The organism is Flavobacterium sp. CLA17, assembly GCF_013112255.2.
Classification (GTDB): domain Bacteria; phylum Bacteroidota; class Bacteroidia; order Flavobacteriales; family Flavobacteriaceae; genus Flavobacterium; species Flavobacterium circumlabens.
Genome location: NZ_CP068294.1, coordinates 5270143 through 5285188, shown reverse-complemented (window position 1 = coordinate 5285188; position 15046 = coordinate 5270143). Strand labels below are relative to the sequence as shown.

Sequence of the window (15046 nt, the reverse complement as noted above, 5' to 3'; positions counted from 1 at the left end):
TTACAACGAACTGAAAAATATTTTTAAAATTTATAACTAACCCCGGATTGAAGTGAGAAACTATAGGGTTTAGCGTCGCCGCTTTCTTTGAAAGTGCTCAAATAATATTTGAAGAGAGGATTGATATCCAGGTTAAATCTGGAATTTAGTTTATAGCTGATTCCTATTCCTAAATTGTATGAAAAATTGATGCCTGAAATATTTTTTGCTTCGCCGATATTTTGCATAGCAACTTTTTCGGATTTTAAGGACAGCTGGTTTTGATCTGAAATTAAAAAGCTGCATCCCGTAAAAGCTTCCATTCCGATTTTACTTTCATCTTTTTTGAAAGCATACACAAATTCTATTGGAAGTTCGTAATAAGACAGCTTTTGTACTAAATCAACTTCATTTGAACCGGCAAAGGTTTGTTTTATATTGATTTCAGACTTTAATGCGATATTGTTATAATTCGGGATTAGTTCATCTTTATCCATTCGGGTTGAAGTTTTTAAGTTTATTTTAGAAAATCCTGCCCGAAAACCGATTTTGTCGTACATGGTTTTTACATAGACACCATAATGTGAAGTGACCGGGTGCTTTGTCGCTAAATTATCCATAGACGGATCGATCATCGATGCGCTGTTTAAAGATCCGGAAATAGCCGGACCGTAAAAAATGGATACGCTCACTTCCGGATCTGAATCTTTGCTTTCAGTAGTATAAACGGTTTTTTTATAGGCTCTTTTCGGAAGCGTGTCTTTCTTTACTTTGAGACTGTCAATTTTTGCAATGGTATCGGTTTTTGCTTCAATTATTCGTGGAGTGCTTTCCGTTTTTGTTTGTGTTGCAGCGTCTTTTTCGAAGGCTGTCTTTTTAGGAATTTCGTTGGCTATTGGCTTATAAACAGTTTTGTTGGCTTTTGTATTATGTCGTTTAGTCTTTTTTTTAGACTTTGGTTCTGTAGTTTTGTTTTTTTTTATCACCACTTTATTTTCCTGACCCTTTGGCCGGATCGTTTTTTTTACGGTTCCCGACTTTAATAGTTTTGTGGTTACCTGTTCTTTTTTAAGAATGACTTTGTATTTTTTTACGACTTCGTATTCTTCGTACTCATTTGTAGAAGTCACAAGTTTGCTCGATTCCTTAACTAGTTTTACACTTTTAGTTTTTTTAACTCTGGTAACGATATCTGATCCTGATTTTTGCAGTTTTGGATTTGATTTCTGATTTAGTTTTTGATCTGATACAAGATTGGTTTTTTGGCTAGGAGCTTTCGCTGTCGTTTCCTGTTTTGCCTGATTATCCGATTTTTGAGTTTTATCCTGGAAATCTGAATTAAAATAAAATAGTGTACAAAAAAGTATAGCAATGATTATGCCCGGAATTATCCAGGATAATATTCTTTTGTTTCTTTTTTTATTAAGATCGGTTTCAATCTTAGACCATACAAATTCACTTGGATTTTTATCCAAATCAGCTAACTTGTCTTTTATTTTTTTTCCTATTTCAGTTCTATTTTCCATTTTTTCGCTTAGAATAATAAAATGTGCTTTTTGATTTAATTTTTTCTTTCAAAATTTGTTTTGCTCTGTGTAAGTTTGATTTTGAAGTACTTTCAGATATGGATAACATCGTTGCGATCTCCTGATGTGAGTAATCATCCAGTTCATATAAATTGAAAACCAAACGATATTGGTGAGGGAGTTCCTGAACAAAAGATAAGAGGATTTCAAGAGGCAGATCGATTTCAGTTTCATTTACAGTATGGTCTTCAGGATAATCGTCTTTGATAGCAGTCAGGGTATATGATTGCTTGTACCTTGTTATTGCCTTGTTGATGGTAATTCTTTTAATCCAGCCCTCAAAACTTCCATTTCCTTTATAATTTTTTATATTGGTAAAGATTTCAATAAAAGAGTCGTGAAGATTATCCTCTGCTTCTGCGTCATTCGGGCAATACTTCAGACTTAACACAAAAAGAGTCTTTTTATACATTTCGTATAATGCTTCTTGTGCTTTTCTGTTTTGTTTGCAACAGTCTTTTATGAGTTGGTCTAAATTCAAATTTTATTTTTTATTCTAACTTACGGTTTATAATTAATAGTATTAAAACACTAAAAAGGTTGCGTTGTGAAATAGAAAATAAATAAAACCCTTGCTCCTAAGTTTAGAAACAAGGGTTTTTAGGAGAAAAAACAGGTGCTATTTTTTAATTTACAGTTGAATCTTTTACTTCAAAAGTTTCTTTTAAAGAGACAGGAATTCCTTCATTTGTAAATCCTTCCACGTTTATTTCGTATTTTCCTGCAACATCAGAGGTAAAAAAGGAGATTATATTTTCTTTGTTTTCTAAAGTTAATTCCGGCTGCCAAAGCAATTGATATCTGTAATCCGGAATTCTTTCGTATTTGCTTTTATCGGTATAATCTTCTTTGAAAGCGATGATTTTATTCTGAGGTCTTTGAATTTCAGTTTTTAAAATATAACTGCCATTTGCTGATGTTACGTAATCCATGTTTTTAGTAGTGAAATTGATAACGCCATTAAACGCTTTTGGTCCATAAAAATAGACGCCCGGAACAATGCTGACTTTATAGATGTTTTCTGTTTTATAAGTAAATAATTCATTTACATTCTGAATTAAAAGCCCGTCAACTAATACCAAAGCAGGTTCGGAAAAATATTCCAGGTCGTAATTGATATCTCTCAGATTTAAGGAATAATTATTGTCTTTTTCGCGATAATACATCTCTTTTACAACTTCTGTAATGGTTTCCTTTAGGGTAGGGAATTTTGTATAGTCGGCCAGTACATATTCTTTTTCCAGTGGATGATAAAACGGAAAAGTACTCTGATTAGCCGCTATGCTGTCTTTTTTTAGCGGGTAATACGAATTCTCTATCTGGTTGGCAACGGATCTTTGTTCGATAGCTTCTTTATAATCAGCAGTCAGGGATAGCTCATCGGTGGTTTTTAAGTCAGACAAATTGTATCCTGTGTTTTTATCGATTTCTATTTTATAGTCGTTCTTATCATTTTCCAATACCTGAACAACAACACTGGAATAGTTTGGATTTTTATCCAGAATAAAGTTAAACCTTCCCACTGAATTGGTCTGAACAATTTTAAAGGCGAATTCTTTACCGGGAATAGACAAGGCTACGTTTTTATGGCTTACCTGCTTAGGGTCTTTACTATTTGTAATAACGCCTGAAATAATCTCACCTCTAAGCTCAGGAATAAATTGGATCGAATCATTTATTCTGTTTGTTACTTCATTAGTAGAGTTGAATTTTACAAACTCTGAAGCGTTCAATTGTTTTTTAGCAGGCAAATTATCAATTTTCTTTACAGAAAGAGAAAAACTTCCTTTTTTGATTTCAGGAGTTAACGATTTTATTTTTAACTGAACCAGTTCTCTTTCGTGAAATGTGTTTTTATCTAATGCTATTGCGAAATTTTTATCCTTAATTTCATTTTCTGCAGCAGATCCACTCGCTAACACATTTGGTTCTTTACTCTGGGAATTAGAATTCTTACCGGAGTTAGATTTTTTACCGGCTAAATAGGGATTTATTACTAAAAGATCCGTTTTGGAAGTTTTAAAATCATTTTTATTTAACATCCATTTGGTGTAGGCAATAAGTTTATAGCTGCCTGTTTCAATTGTGGTCGGTATGAAAAAGTCACCCTGCCCTTTTCCGTTATCCAGATAAATTTTGTTGGTAAAAACAACCTGATTGTCACTATTGATAAGATCAACATAAGCAATTTTACTGATTTTACTCAAAGCATTATTGACTGGATTGGTACAATACAATTTGCAATGCAGCGTCTCTCCGGTAATTAATGTTGTGTTGTTTAAGTGAACAAATATATTTTCAGTCGTAGCTGTACTAATAGCTTCATTTTTGTTTAATGAACTATTTTGGGCAATAGCAAAAGTATTTATTGCTATTACCATTATTGTGCTGGTTATTCGTTTTAATCTATCCAAAATAAAGGTTTAATGTTAGATGAAATTTTAGTACAGTCACCACAAGGTGCAGGAGTAAAAACATAGGTTGTGTTATTATTAAGAGCGGCAAAAAACACATACTCTCTTCCGGCCCCTGTAACTATAGAATATATTTGCGGTCCTCTGCAGAACTTGTCCGTAAAGCAGTTCGCTAAGGATAGTGTCTGACTGCAATCTGCAATAAATGGCGGGTAGGGATCATCTTTAAAGATATCCCTGAAATTAAAAAAGATTCTTTTTGATGAAACGGATGATACTTCAAAATAGCCAATAATTTTCTCGTCTGAATTATCATTTGATTTTAAATTACCATAATTAAACCCGGGCTGAACTTGTGATAAAAGACTGGAGGAAGTAGAAAGGTTTTTTAAGGTTTTGTAATAGGTATAAGAGGCTAAATTCTGCACATATTCCCGCACTATAATACTGTATCGTTCGTAAAGTAGCGGACTTTGTATATCTATAAAACGTATGGGCAGATTGATTCGGTCCTCGCTAAGGCCGACATTGCTGATTAACAGTAAGTCATCTGATTTTTTTGTGGTGAAACAGACTCTTGATTCGCCGTTATCTCTGGGAACAGTCAGATAAGTGAAGTCCGGACCCGGATTATTGGGATCTAAGATCAGTTTATTAGGTTTCCAGTCCGGAGATACTATTTTATAAGTTTCGTCGTATTCGAATCTGTAAAATTGTGATTTTGAAGTCGGGTCATAGCTGGTTACTACTATTTGTACCCCTTTTTGCCCGTCGATTGTTTCGATTTTTGGTTCGACCTGAATTTCGGTAACAGGAGTTAAAGTTTCTGGTACAGACGAGTATGATTTTCCGTCCGGGGTTGTAATATTCAGTTGATATGATTTTCCGGGAACCGCCTGAAAAGGAGTGTTTGAAACATAGAGACCGGAGAATTCTTCAAATTCAAATTCATATGTATTATTATCGCTATCGGTGATGAAGACAGTTGCTCCTTTTTCAGGAGTTGGGCCATTTTCCTCCAGACGATAGGATCGGGTGATTTTTACTTCCTGCTTTTTTACTTCATTTGTAAGGATTGCCTGAACAACCGGTATGCTTTCAAAGGTGTTGGTTTGAAAAGCATATTGCTCCGTACAACTGCCCATAAAAAGGCAAAAAAGTACTAAAGCAATTGTCTTGCCTAAAAAGTTGATATGTTGAATTATAAATTTCATAAGTAGGTAATTTGTATTCTCTTTTTTTTTCTTAACGAAATATTTTGTGCAATTACCAATGTGTGTAATACTATGGATTGCATTGTGTTATTTTTTAATCTATCCAGAATAAAGGTCTGATGTTAGATGAAATTTGAGTACAATCACCACAGGGTGATGGAACAAATATGATATTTTCCATATAATTCTGAGATCCGTAAAAAATAAACTCTCGGCCTAATCCGGTAACTATCGAATATATTTTTGGTCCGCCGCAACCGACATTCCAGCAATTCGATAATTCCAGTGGTGTGCAACTGAAAAAAAATGGAGGATGCTGATCTGTTATAAAGATATCCCTGAAATTGAAAAATATTCTTTTTGATGAAATTGATGATACCTCAAAAAAGCCAATTATCTTCTCATCGGGATCATCATTTGATTTTAAATTACCATAATTAAACCCTGGCTGTACTTGTGAAAGGAGACTTGCAGAAGTAGAAAGATTTTTCAGTGTTTTATAATAAGTATAAGAGGCCAAATTCTGAACATATTGACGGACTATAATGCTGTAACGCTGCATAATAATCGGATCCTTGATGTTTATGAAGCGTATGGGTAAATTGATACGATCTTCGCTAAGGCCTACATTGCTTATCAAAAGCAAATCATCTGATTTTTTTGTGGTATAACATATTCTTGATTCGCCATTATTTCTTGGAACAGTAAGGAAAGTATATTCCGGACCCGGGTTGCTTGGGTCTACAATAAGTTTATTCGGTTTCCAGTCGGGAGCGACTACTTTGTAGGTTTCGTCATATTCGAATCTGTAGAATTGTGATTTTGAACTTGGGTCATTACTGGTGACCCTTATTTGTACTCCTTTTTCTCCGTCGACTGTTTCGATTTTTGGCTCTACATTAATTTCACTAACAGGAGTCAAAGTTTCCATTGCAGACGAATATGATTTTCCCTCTTTGGTGGTGAAATTCAATTGATAGGATCGCCCGGGAACTGCCTGAAAAGGATTGTTTGAAACGTAAAGACCAGAGAAGTCTTCAAATTCAAATTCATAGTTATTGTTTTCGCTATCGGTTACGTACACAGTAGCTCCTTTTTCAGGAGTTGGTCCGTTTTCCTCAAGACGATAAGATCTGGTAATCTTAACTTCCTGCTTTTTTAATTCATTTGTAATGTTTGCCTGAACAACAAGTATGCTCTCAAAGGTATTGGTTTGAAAAGCATATTGCTCTGTACAGCTACCCATAGAAAGGCAAAAAAGTACTAAAACAATTGCTTGATAAAGAAGGTTACTATGTCGAATTGTAAATTTCATTTAACGATTACTAAAATTTGACATTATAAGTTATAGTTGGAATAGGCACCGAAAATATAGACGTTTTATAGGCTTTTATCTCACCATTTGTCGTTACAAAAAAGATAGAATATGGATTGTTTCTTCCTAAAACATTATAGATTGATATATTCCAGAAGCTGTGTGACAGCTTTTTAATTTTATGATTTCCTTCGATATTGAAACCAACATCTAATCGATAATAATCCGGGATTCTAAATTTATTCCTGTCACTATATAAGGTATATTCTAAACCATTGTATACATAGCTTCCTATAGGATAGGTAATGGGTCTTCCGGATTGATAGACAAAATTACTGGAAAGACTGTATCTTTTCGTGAATTTATAATTTAATACAGCACTCACCTCATGTGGTTTGTCAAAATTTGTTGGAAAATAATGGCCATTGTTTACCTTTTCTTCCGCAAACTGACTGTCTGATTTAATAAAAGTACGGGCATACGTATAACCTAGCCAGCCATTAAGTTTGCCTGTGTTTTTTTTGATTAAAAACTCAACTCCGTAAGCTTTTCCTTCTCCCTGAAGTAGTTGTGTTTCAGGATTTTTATTCAATAACAATTCTGCACCAACTTTATAGTCTAGTAAATTATCGGATTTTTTATAATAGCCTTCCAGGCTAAGTTCATATTTGTCATCGTCTAAATTTTTATAAAGGCCCAGTGAAAATTGCTGTGCTTTCTGAGGTGCTATATTTAAATCAGATAACTTCCAGGCATCAGTAGGCGATTGTGTAGTGTTACTGGTTAATAAGTGAATGTATTGATACGTTTTGTCATAGCTGGCTTTTACAGAGAAATCGTCTGTAAATAAATACCGTGCTGCAATTCGGGGTTCAAATCCACCATAGGTTTTAATAGTTTCATTTTTCTTGTAATATTTGGAACCTATGACCGTATTGTCGTTGATAGGGGCATTGTTTTGGTAAATTCTTTCCGTGGCTTCACCCATTGCCGAATAACTCGAATAGCGCAAGCCTAAAGTGATCAATAGTTTTTCGGTGATATTATAATTGTCTGCAAAATAAACCGCTGATTCTAATGCCTTCTCGCCGTCTATGTTTACTGCAATTAATGTAGCATCTTCCGGTTTTTTGGGATGCAGATATCCGGGATCAACATTATAAAGTTTACTGGAGACACCGTAATTAAAAGCGTGCTTTTTATTTAAATTATAATTCCCATTTAGAATAACCTGCGTTTCATTTAGTTTATAGCCATAATCAAACGAATTTATTCCTCCGTTGTCATAGTCAATGTTGAATTTATATTCACTATTGGTAAATATAAGATCTGCTTTGCTTTTAGCATTGAAGGAATGATTCCATTTTAATGAAACCAGTGCGTTACTGTATTTATAGACAGAATCCGAAGAAATACTAAAACGATCTTTACTGTAATATAAAGTTGTCTCAATATTGTTATTGGTGTTTATTTTGTGATTGTATTTTAGGATTCCATCAAAAAAAGACGCCTCACTGTTTTTTAAAGATTCGTCTTTCAATCGTTTTAAAATCCATTCAGAATAGGTTCCTCTGATACCGACTAATAAACTTGATTTGTTTTTTACTATTGGTGTACTTATCGAAAGATTACTTGTTACAGATCCGATTCCTCCTTCACCGGAGAATTTTTCAGGATTGCCATTTTTTGTGGTAATATCAAAAACAGAAGATAATCTTCCTCCAAACCTTGCCGGGATACTCCCTTTGTAAATGTCTACTTTGCTGGTTGTATATGGATTAACAGCAGAGAAAAATCCGAGGAAATGCGAGGTATTGTATAAAACGGCATTGTCTAAAAGGATTAGATTCTGGTCATCTTTTCCTCCACGCACATTAAATCCTGCAGAACCTTCCCCTGTAGTTTTTATTCCGGGTAAAGTAGTGGCAACTCTAAAAATATCACGTTCCCCAAGAACCAGCGGAATATTTTTTATTCCTTCGACATCTATACTGGAAACCCCGGCTACGGCAGTTTTTACATTTCGATTCGCGTTCTTATTGATCACTACTTCGTCCAGCTCATTGATGCTTTCATAAAGAGTGACATCCAGTTTACCATCGTCATAGACCATAATTGGTTGTGTGTCCTTTTTATGATTGATTGATTCTATTTCCAGATAATTGAGACCATACGGCACTTCAATTTTATAATATCCCTGTTCGTTAGTGGTTGTGCTGATATTTTTATCACGCACTTTTATGGTGACATTAGAAAGAGGTTTTTTAGTTTTTTCATTCTTTATGATGCCGGATAAGGAGTATGATTTTAATTCTTCTCCCCTTTTCTCTTTACCAATATAGGTTATGCCGTTATTGGTAGTATTTTGTCTTTTTGTATCGAGTTGTTGGTGAAATAAGGGTTTTGTTGTGCTTTTGTTTTCTGCAATAACGGTTTTTGCAGGTACAGGTTCAAAATAATTACTAGGTAAGGAACTGTGGATTATACTATTTTTTGTCAGTATTATTTTTTTATCGGTAATGAAATAATTCAGGGTCGTTTTTTCGAAAATAGTGCTAAGTACTTCTTCCAGTGAAGCATCGGTGTAAGTTACGTTTATGACAACAGCTTCAGATTTGATCCAGTTTTCATCGAAATAAAATCGGTAGCCCGCCACTTTTTCAAGACTTTCTATTGCTGTTTTTAAGTCAGCATTTTTAAATTCAATGGATATATTGTTCTTTTTTTCCTGACTGAACGATAATGTAAAAGCTAATAAAAATAGGGCTAATATAATTTTTCTCATTTTTTTAATTGACTTCATTAGGGATAAGACTGTTGATTTCTTTGATTAAATTTTCAATAAAAACTTTCTTATCGGATTCTTCTAATTGAATGTTAGAGTTGTAGTATTTTTTTATTTCGCTTTTATACTGAGGAAAAATTTCAATAATGTCACTTCTTGAACTTATTTTATAGTAGGCATCTTTGTACTTTAAGACGTATTCATTTTTTTCTTTAAATTCATCAGAACTATTCTGATTGGTTCCGTCAGAAATTGCTCTGGTATCAATAACTTTTGTCCTGTTTTTATGGTGTTTGATATAAAGTGTATTGTTTTTGGAGAAAATAATTTCCTGATAATAACCATTCATGTAAGCCGGGCTTGATGGGTTATTGAAATTTATATTAATAAATTTTTTGTTGTTAAGAGTAAACCAGGCCGTTTCCTCTTTAATCAGATTGATACCCAAATAATCGTATTCACCATTAGCCTTCAATACTATGATGTCATTATTGATATCATATTTAAGATCCAGATTATAGTAATTCTGACCCTGGTATTTAAGATCTCCGGTGCTGTAGTTATTGGAGAAATAATAACTATGACTTTTATCGAGAGTCCTGTATAGATTAACATGGCGGGGGCCATTATACAGTTCTAAGTTTTGTTTACCAACAGTTTTGTCAAACCAGTTGTATAAAGAAGCAGTATTGCTTGTCTGGCTGTGTATGGTGTAGATGTTTAAGAATAATCCAAATAAAATAAGGAAAATAGATTTATTTTGATAATTTTTCAAAATATTGTGTGGTTTTGATGATTTGTTTTGATGATTTCAAAAGTATTAAAAAAATGCTACACGCTACACGAAAATCTGTTAAAATGTAATAAAAACACTAATATTTAAAACGAAAAACCCCAATTCAAATAAATGAATTGGGGTTTTCTATGAATAAACCTTTAGTAAACTAAGATCTGATTACTCTTTTTTCTCCTCACGCGGAGGTCTTTGTAAAAGTGCTTTTCTGGACACTTTTTCTTTTCTGGTTTTAGGATCAAGCCCTAAGTATTTCACTTCAAAAACATCTCCCATGTTTACAACATCGGTAACATTTTCAGTACGTTCCCAGGCTAGCTCAGATACGTGAAGCAATACCTCATTTCCTGGCGCAGCAGTATATTCTACTACAGCTCCAAAATCAAGCATTTTAATTACTTTAACCTCATAAGCTTCGCCCATTTGCGGTTTGAAAGTAATAGATTGAATTTTAGCCAATACAGCTTCAATTCCGGCAGGATCTGTCCCTAAGATTTCGATAACACCTTCTTCGTTTACTTCGTTGATCACGATAGTTGTTCCCGTGGCTTTTTGTAATTCCTGAATTACTTTTCCGCCAGGTCCGATTAATGCTCCAATAAAGTTTCCAGGAATAGTTCTGGTGATGATTTTTGGAGAATGCGCTTTAACATCTGCATTTGGTTTTGCAAGAGTTTCAAGTAATTTTCCTAAAATATGTAAACGTCCGTCACGAGCCTGAGCCAAAGCCTGCTCCATGATTTCGTATTTCAATCCGTCAATTTTGATGTCCATCTGACAAGCTGTAATACCTTCAGAAGTTCCGGTTACTTTGAAATCCATATCTCCTAAATGATCTTCATCACCTAAAATATCAGATAAAACAGCAAAACGATCGCCATCAGTAATCAATCCCATTGCAATTCCTGAAACCGGACGAATCATTTGAATACCGGCATCCATTAAAGCTAATGTTCCGGCACAAACTGTAGCCATAGAAGAGGAACCATTTGATTCCAATACTTCAGAAACAACTCTGATAGTATACGGATTTTCAGCAGGGATCATATTTTTCAATGCTCTTTGTGCCAGGTTTCCGTGTCCAACTTCTCTTCTTGAAGTTCCTCTTAACGGACGAGCTTCTCCTGTAGAAAATGGTGGAAAGTTATAGTGTAGATAGAATTTTTCTTCTCCTTGTTCAGATGGAGAATCAATTTGGTTTGCTTCTCTGGATGTTCCTAAAGTTGCTGTTGCCAAAGCCTGAGTTTCTCCACGTGTAAATAATGCAGAACCGTGAACAGATGGTAAGTAATCTACTTCACACCAGATTGGTCTGATTTCTGTAGTTTTTCTTCCGTCAAGACGGGTTCCTAAATCTAAAGTTACATTACGAACCGCTTCTTTATTGGTTTTGTAGAAATATTTAGAAACTAAATCTCCATTTTCTGCCAATTCTTCTTCAGTAAATAAGGCTTTCACTTCTTCTTTTACGGCATCAAATGCAGCAGAACGTTCGTGTTTAGCTGAACCTTTACTTGCAATAGCGTAAATTTTATCGTAAGCCGCTGCTTTTACTTTTGCGTAAATAGCATCGTCTGTTTTTTCAGTTTCATAAGTACGAACTTCTTTTTTTCCAAACGCAGCTGCCAGTCTTTCCTGAGCTGCAATTTGTACTTTAATATGTTCGTGAGCAAATTTAATTGCTTCTAACATTTCAGCTTCTGAGATTTCTTTCATTTCTCCTTCTACCATTGCGATAGAATCAGTCGAAGCTCCAATCATCATATCAATATCAGATAATTCTAATTGTGCACGGGATGGATTGATGATAAATTTACCGTCAATTCTTCCAACTCTGGCTTCAGAAATTAAAGTTTCAAAAGGAATGTCAGACAAAGCAAGTGCTGCCGAAGCGGCTAATCCTGCTAATGCATCCGGCATAACTTCATCGTCATGAGACATAAGCTGAATCATAACCTGAACTTCTGCGTGATAATCACTTGGGAAAAGCGGACGTAAAACACGGTCAACTAATCTCATTGTTAATACTTCGCTATCACTAGGGCGAGCTTCTCTTTTGAAGAAACCACCAGGGAAACGACCTGCTGCTGCAAATTTTTCACGGTAATCTACCGTTAATGGTAAAAAGTCAATACCAGGACTCGCTTTTCTTGATGATACAACTGTTCCTAAAATAACAGTTTTACCAATTCTTACTACTACAGAACCATCAGCTTGTTTTGCTAAACGTCCTGTCTCGATTGTGATGTTTCTGCCATCACCTAAATCGATTTTTTCTACAAATAATTGTGGAATCATAAATTTTTTCCTTATTGGTTATACAATGGGTTTTAGTTGTGTTGTAGTTGTTGTGTGTAGTTGTTGTTTCTAAAACCCAATGAAAAACCAAACTTTTTTTCTAATAAAATGCTTGTAATAAATATATTCTGTAAAAAACAAAAAGAGGCACTTTCGCACCTCTTTTCTATATTGATTATTTTCTGATATTCAATACTTTGATAATCTCACGATATCTGTTGATCTCTTTCTTTTTCAAGTAATCCAACAAAGATCTTCTTTTACCTACTAGTAGTACAAGAGAACGCTCAGTGTTGTAATCGTGACGATTTTTTTTCAAGTGCTCAGTTAAGTGTGAAATTCTGTAAGTGAACAATGCAATTTGAGCTTCTGCTTTTCCAGTGTTTGTTGCTTCACCGTGTTGTGCAAAAATCTCTTCTTTTTTTTCTTTAGTTAAATACATTCCAATATTATTTAATGATTTTTATGTATGTCATACATCTTTTGTAAGACGGGTGCAAAATTACATTTTTTTTCCGAAAAAATAAATTTATAGACTGAAAAATTTAAAGTTTCAATAAATTAGGTCAAAAAATAGCATTCTGGTAATTCTTGAGGCCCGTAATTTTTAAAATAAAGTAGCAACTTCCTGATTTACAAATTCTAAAAATCTTTCGTCAGCTTCTGTAAACGGATCAATAACGTGACTGTCAATATCAATCTGACCAATGTTTTGTCCGTTAACAAATAAAGGAACAACGATTTCAGACTTCACGGTAAAACTGCAGGCAATATAATTGTCTTGTGCAGCAACATCCGGCACCACAAAATTGGCATTGCTTTCTGCAACCTGACCACATATTCCTTTTCCAAAAGGAATCACGGTGTGATCGGTTTCTGCTCCTACATAAGGACCTAAATGCAGCGTTTTGCTTTCGTGATTCGCAAAATAAAACCCAACCCAATTGTAATATTCAACGTTTTCGTTTAATAATTGGCAGACAGATAATAATTTTTCGTCTCTAACCGTATTGGTATCAGCTATAATAGCACTTATCTTTGGTTGTAATTCCTGAAATGTCATAATGCAAAATTTTATGCAAAAGTATTTAATACTGAATTTAAAAAATACATAAATTTGTTAAAAATTTCACTTGAAAAAATATTTACTTCAATTTAAACCCTTTCTGATTTTTATAGGCACTTTTTTCGCTGCTTATATCGGATTGACTGTTATTTATAAATTTTACTTAAACAGTTTTCATGCAAATGATATTGACGGAATAACCACAATGATTGGTCATAATGTAGATCAGCTGATGCAGTTGTTTAATGAAAACACTAAAATTGCTAAAAGTCTTTCAGGTCCTTACTTAGAAGTTCGGTATAATAATAAGTTTACCATTATAATTGTAGAAGGATGTAATGCTGTAAGCGTTATGATTCTGTTTGTTTCTTTTGTAATAGCATTTTCCGGAAAGTTTAAGACGACTTTGCTTTTTATTCTGTTTGGTGTTTTCCTGATTTATGTTATGAATGTTATCCGAATTGGATTATTGACTGTGTTGTTATTTCATTTTCGGGAGAAAGAACATATTCTCCATGGAGTCCTTTTTCCGTTAATAATCTACGGATTGGTTTTTGGTTTATGGGTTTTTTGGGTCAACAAATTTTCAAAATATGCTAAATAAAATAAAAGATCATAAAGGTAAAATCATACTTGCGGTTCTTATCGTGGTCGGTTTTGGTGTAATAAGAGCTTTTGAAAAGATCTTGTTTTACGATCCTTTTTTGGTTTATTTTGATTCTGATTTTAAAGGATTGCCTTTTCCCAAAGTTGATGTTTTTAAACTTTTTTGGGGACTTTTACTGCGGTATTTTCTAAACACGGTTTTATCTCTCCTGCTTATTTATGTACTGTTTCAGGATTTAGTAATTCTTAAATTTAGTGCCTTTTTGTACGGTTGTTTTCTGGTGGTTCTTTTCGGGGTGTTTTTTGTGATTTTGGAATATTTTGCCGATGGGAGCTGGTTGCTTTTTTACGTTAGAAGATTTATCATTCAGCCCATTTTTGTATTGCTGTTTATTCCTGCCTTTTATTATCAGATGCAGGGTTTCAAAAAATAACATTTTATTATATTTTTTTCAGGGTCTTTTGAATATTTTTGCAATTATGAATTTAAAGAAGTGCACCGGATTATTTTTAGCGTTCCTTTTGTTGGTTTCCAACATTGGGTTTGCTTTTGATGTGCATTATTGTGGAGGAAAAATTGCTTCCGTTTCTTTAAATACCACAGCTTCTGTTTCTCCTGAAAAGAAATGTTGCGGATCGTCTGAGAAAAAATCATCCTGTTGTAAAGATAAAGTAGTTCATTTCGAAAAAAAATCGGATAACGCCACTTTTAAGTTATTCTTTTTTCAGCTTGCTTTTCCGGCTGTACTTCAGGAATTCCAGCCAATTGCTTTTCTGGCCATTCCAAATTTTAAAAGCAATCAGATCATTTCGTACTATTCAGATGCGAATGCGCCTCCCTTATTTAAATTATACAGTCAATATATTTTTTACGCCTGATTTTAATGCTTAAGATCAAGTCTTTTCTAGGCTTGTATTGTACTGCTTAGTTGTCTCTTATTAGTGGAGAAACATTCAAAAGCAGTTATCTTTTAACATTAAAATTATTTT

At 33.9% G+C, this 15046-nt stretch carries 13 protein-coding genes; 3 read left to right on the top strand and 10 right to left on the bottom strand.

Going from position 1 to position 15046, the window contains the following annotated elements:
• Positions 1-23 precede the first annotated feature (23 nt).
• The 10 genes from HAV12_RS21770 to HAV12_RS21725 form a co-directional block, all read right to left on the bottom strand.
• The gene (locus HAV12_RS21770) at positions 24-1505 is read right to left on the bottom strand and encodes a hypothetical protein (protein ID WP_171571439.1); all 1482 of its coding nucleotides are present in this window, start codon (positions 1503-1505) and stop codon (positions 24-26) included.
• Positions 1495-2046, bottom strand: a complete 552-nt coding sequence (locus HAV12_RS21765; protein WP_171571438.1) for an RNA polymerase sigma factor — start codon at positions 2044-2046, stop codon at positions 1495-1497. The genes HAV12_RS21770 and HAV12_RS21765 overlap by 11 nt, the downstream gene beginning before the upstream one ends.
• Before the next feature lie 145 nt (positions 2047-2191).
• Positions 2192-3946, bottom strand: a complete 1755-nt coding sequence (locus HAV12_RS21760) for a hypothetical protein (RefSeq protein ID WP_171571437.1) — start codon at positions 3944-3946, stop codon at positions 2192-2194.
• 20 nt (positions 3947-3966) lie between these two features.
• Entirely contained in the window at positions 3967-5193 is a 1227-nt protein-coding gene (locus HAV12_RS21755; RefSeq protein ID WP_171571436.1) for a DUF4249 domain-containing protein, read from the bottom strand.
• Between the two features lie 94 nt (positions 5194-5287).
• Positions 5288-6508, bottom strand: a complete 1221-nt coding sequence (locus HAV12_RS21750) for a DUF4249 domain-containing protein (RefSeq protein WP_171571435.1) — start codon at positions 6506-6508, stop codon at positions 5288-5290.
• 10 nt (positions 6509-6518) lie between these two features.
• A complete protein-coding gene (locus HAV12_RS21745; RefSeq protein ID WP_171571434.1) occupies positions 6519-9293 on the bottom strand; it encodes a TonB-dependent receptor domain-containing protein in 2775 nt (924 codons plus the stop codon).
• Between the two features lie 4 nt (positions 9294-9297).
• The gene (locus HAV12_RS21740) at positions 9298-10068 is read right to left on the bottom strand and encodes a hypothetical protein (protein ID WP_171571433.1); all 771 of its coding nucleotides are present in this window, start codon (positions 10066-10068) and stop codon (positions 9298-9300) included.
• 180 nt (positions 10069-10248) lie between these two features.
• Complete coding sequence (locus HAV12_RS21735) at positions 10249-12384, bottom strand: polyribonucleotide nucleotidyltransferase (RefSeq protein WP_171571432.1); 2136 nt, start codon at positions 12382-12384, stop codon at positions 10249-10251.
• A gap of 175 nt (positions 12385-12559) precedes the next feature.
• Positions 12560-12826, bottom strand: coding sequence for a 30S ribosomal protein S15 (rpsO, locus tag HAV12_RS21730; protein ID WP_041516556.1), 267 nt, complete (start codon positions 12824-12826; stop codon positions 12560-12562).
• Between the two features lie 165 nt (positions 12827-12991).
• A complete protein-coding gene (locus HAV12_RS21725) occupies positions 12992-13447 on the bottom strand; it encodes a GAF domain-containing protein (protein WP_171571431.1) in 456 nt (151 codons plus the stop codon).
• A gap of 70 nt (positions 13448-13517) precedes the next feature.
• Between HAV12_RS21725 and xrtF the strand changes: the two genes are divergently transcribed.
• From xrtF to HAV12_RS21710, 3 genes are read left to right on the top strand one after another with little or no spacing between them, the layout of a single operon-like run.
• Positions 13518-14054 carry an exosortase family protein XrtF gene (gene xrtF / locus HAV12_RS21720; RefSeq protein WP_171571430.1) on the top strand — a complete coding sequence of 179 codons (537 nt, stop codon included), beginning with the start codon at positions 13518-13520 and terminating at the stop codon, positions 14052-14054.
• Complete coding sequence (locus HAV12_RS21715; protein WP_171571429.1) at positions 14044-14490, top strand: exosortase F system-associated protein; 447 nt, start codon at positions 14044-14046, stop codon at positions 14488-14490. Before xrtF ends, HAV12_RS21715 begins: the two co-directional genes overlap by 11 nt.
• A 46-nt stretch (positions 14491-14536) precedes the next feature.
• Positions 14537-14935 carry a hypothetical protein gene (locus tag HAV12_RS21710; protein WP_132032036.1) on the top strand — a complete coding sequence of 133 codons (399 nt, stop codon included), beginning with the start codon at positions 14537-14539 and terminating at the stop codon, positions 14933-14935.
• Positions 14936-15046 lie beyond the last annotated feature (111 nt).

What these genes read in the sequence shown, in the direction of transcription:
- HAV12_RS21735 (WP_171571432.1), bottom strand. Translation starts at nt 12,384, where the DNA reads ATGATTCCACAATTATTTGTAGAAAAAATCGATTTAGGTGATGGCAGA.
- HAV12_RS21755 (WP_171571436.1), bottom strand. Translation starts at nt 5,193, where the DNA reads ATGAAATTTATAATTCAACATATCAACTTTTTAGGCAAGACAATTGCT.
- HAV12_RS21715 (WP_171571429.1), top strand. Translation starts at nt 14,044, where the DNA reads ATGCTAAATAAAATAAAAGATCATAAAGGTAAAATCATACTTGCGGTT.
- HAV12_RS21745 (WP_171571434.1), bottom strand. Translation starts at nt 9,293, where the DNA reads ATGAGAAAAATTATATTAGCCCTATTTTTATTAGCTTTTACATTATCG.
- rpsO (WP_041516556.1), bottom strand. Translation starts at nt 12,826, where the DNA reads ATGTATTTAACTAAAGAAAAAAAAGAAGAGATTTTTGCACAACACGGT.
- HAV12_RS21750 (WP_171571435.1), bottom strand. Translation starts at nt 6,508, where the DNA reads ATGAAATTTACAATTCGACATAGTAACCTTCTTTATCAAGCAATTGTT.
- HAV12_RS21770 (WP_171571439.1), bottom strand. Translation starts at nt 1,505, where the DNA reads ATGGAAAATAGAACTGAAATAGGAAAAAAAATAAAAGACAAGTTAGCT.
- HAV12_RS21710 (WP_132032036.1), top strand. Translation starts at nt 14,537, where the DNA reads ATGAATTTAAAGAAGTGCACCGGATTATTTTTAGCGTTCCTTTTGTTG.
- HAV12_RS21725 (WP_171571431.1), bottom strand. Translation starts at nt 13,447, where the DNA reads ATGACATTTCAGGAATTACAACCAAAGATAAGTGCTATTATAGCTGAT.
- HAV12_RS21760 (WP_171571437.1), bottom strand. Translation starts at nt 3,946, where the DNA reads ATGGTAATAGCAATAAATACTTTTGCTATTGCCCAAAATAGTTCATTA.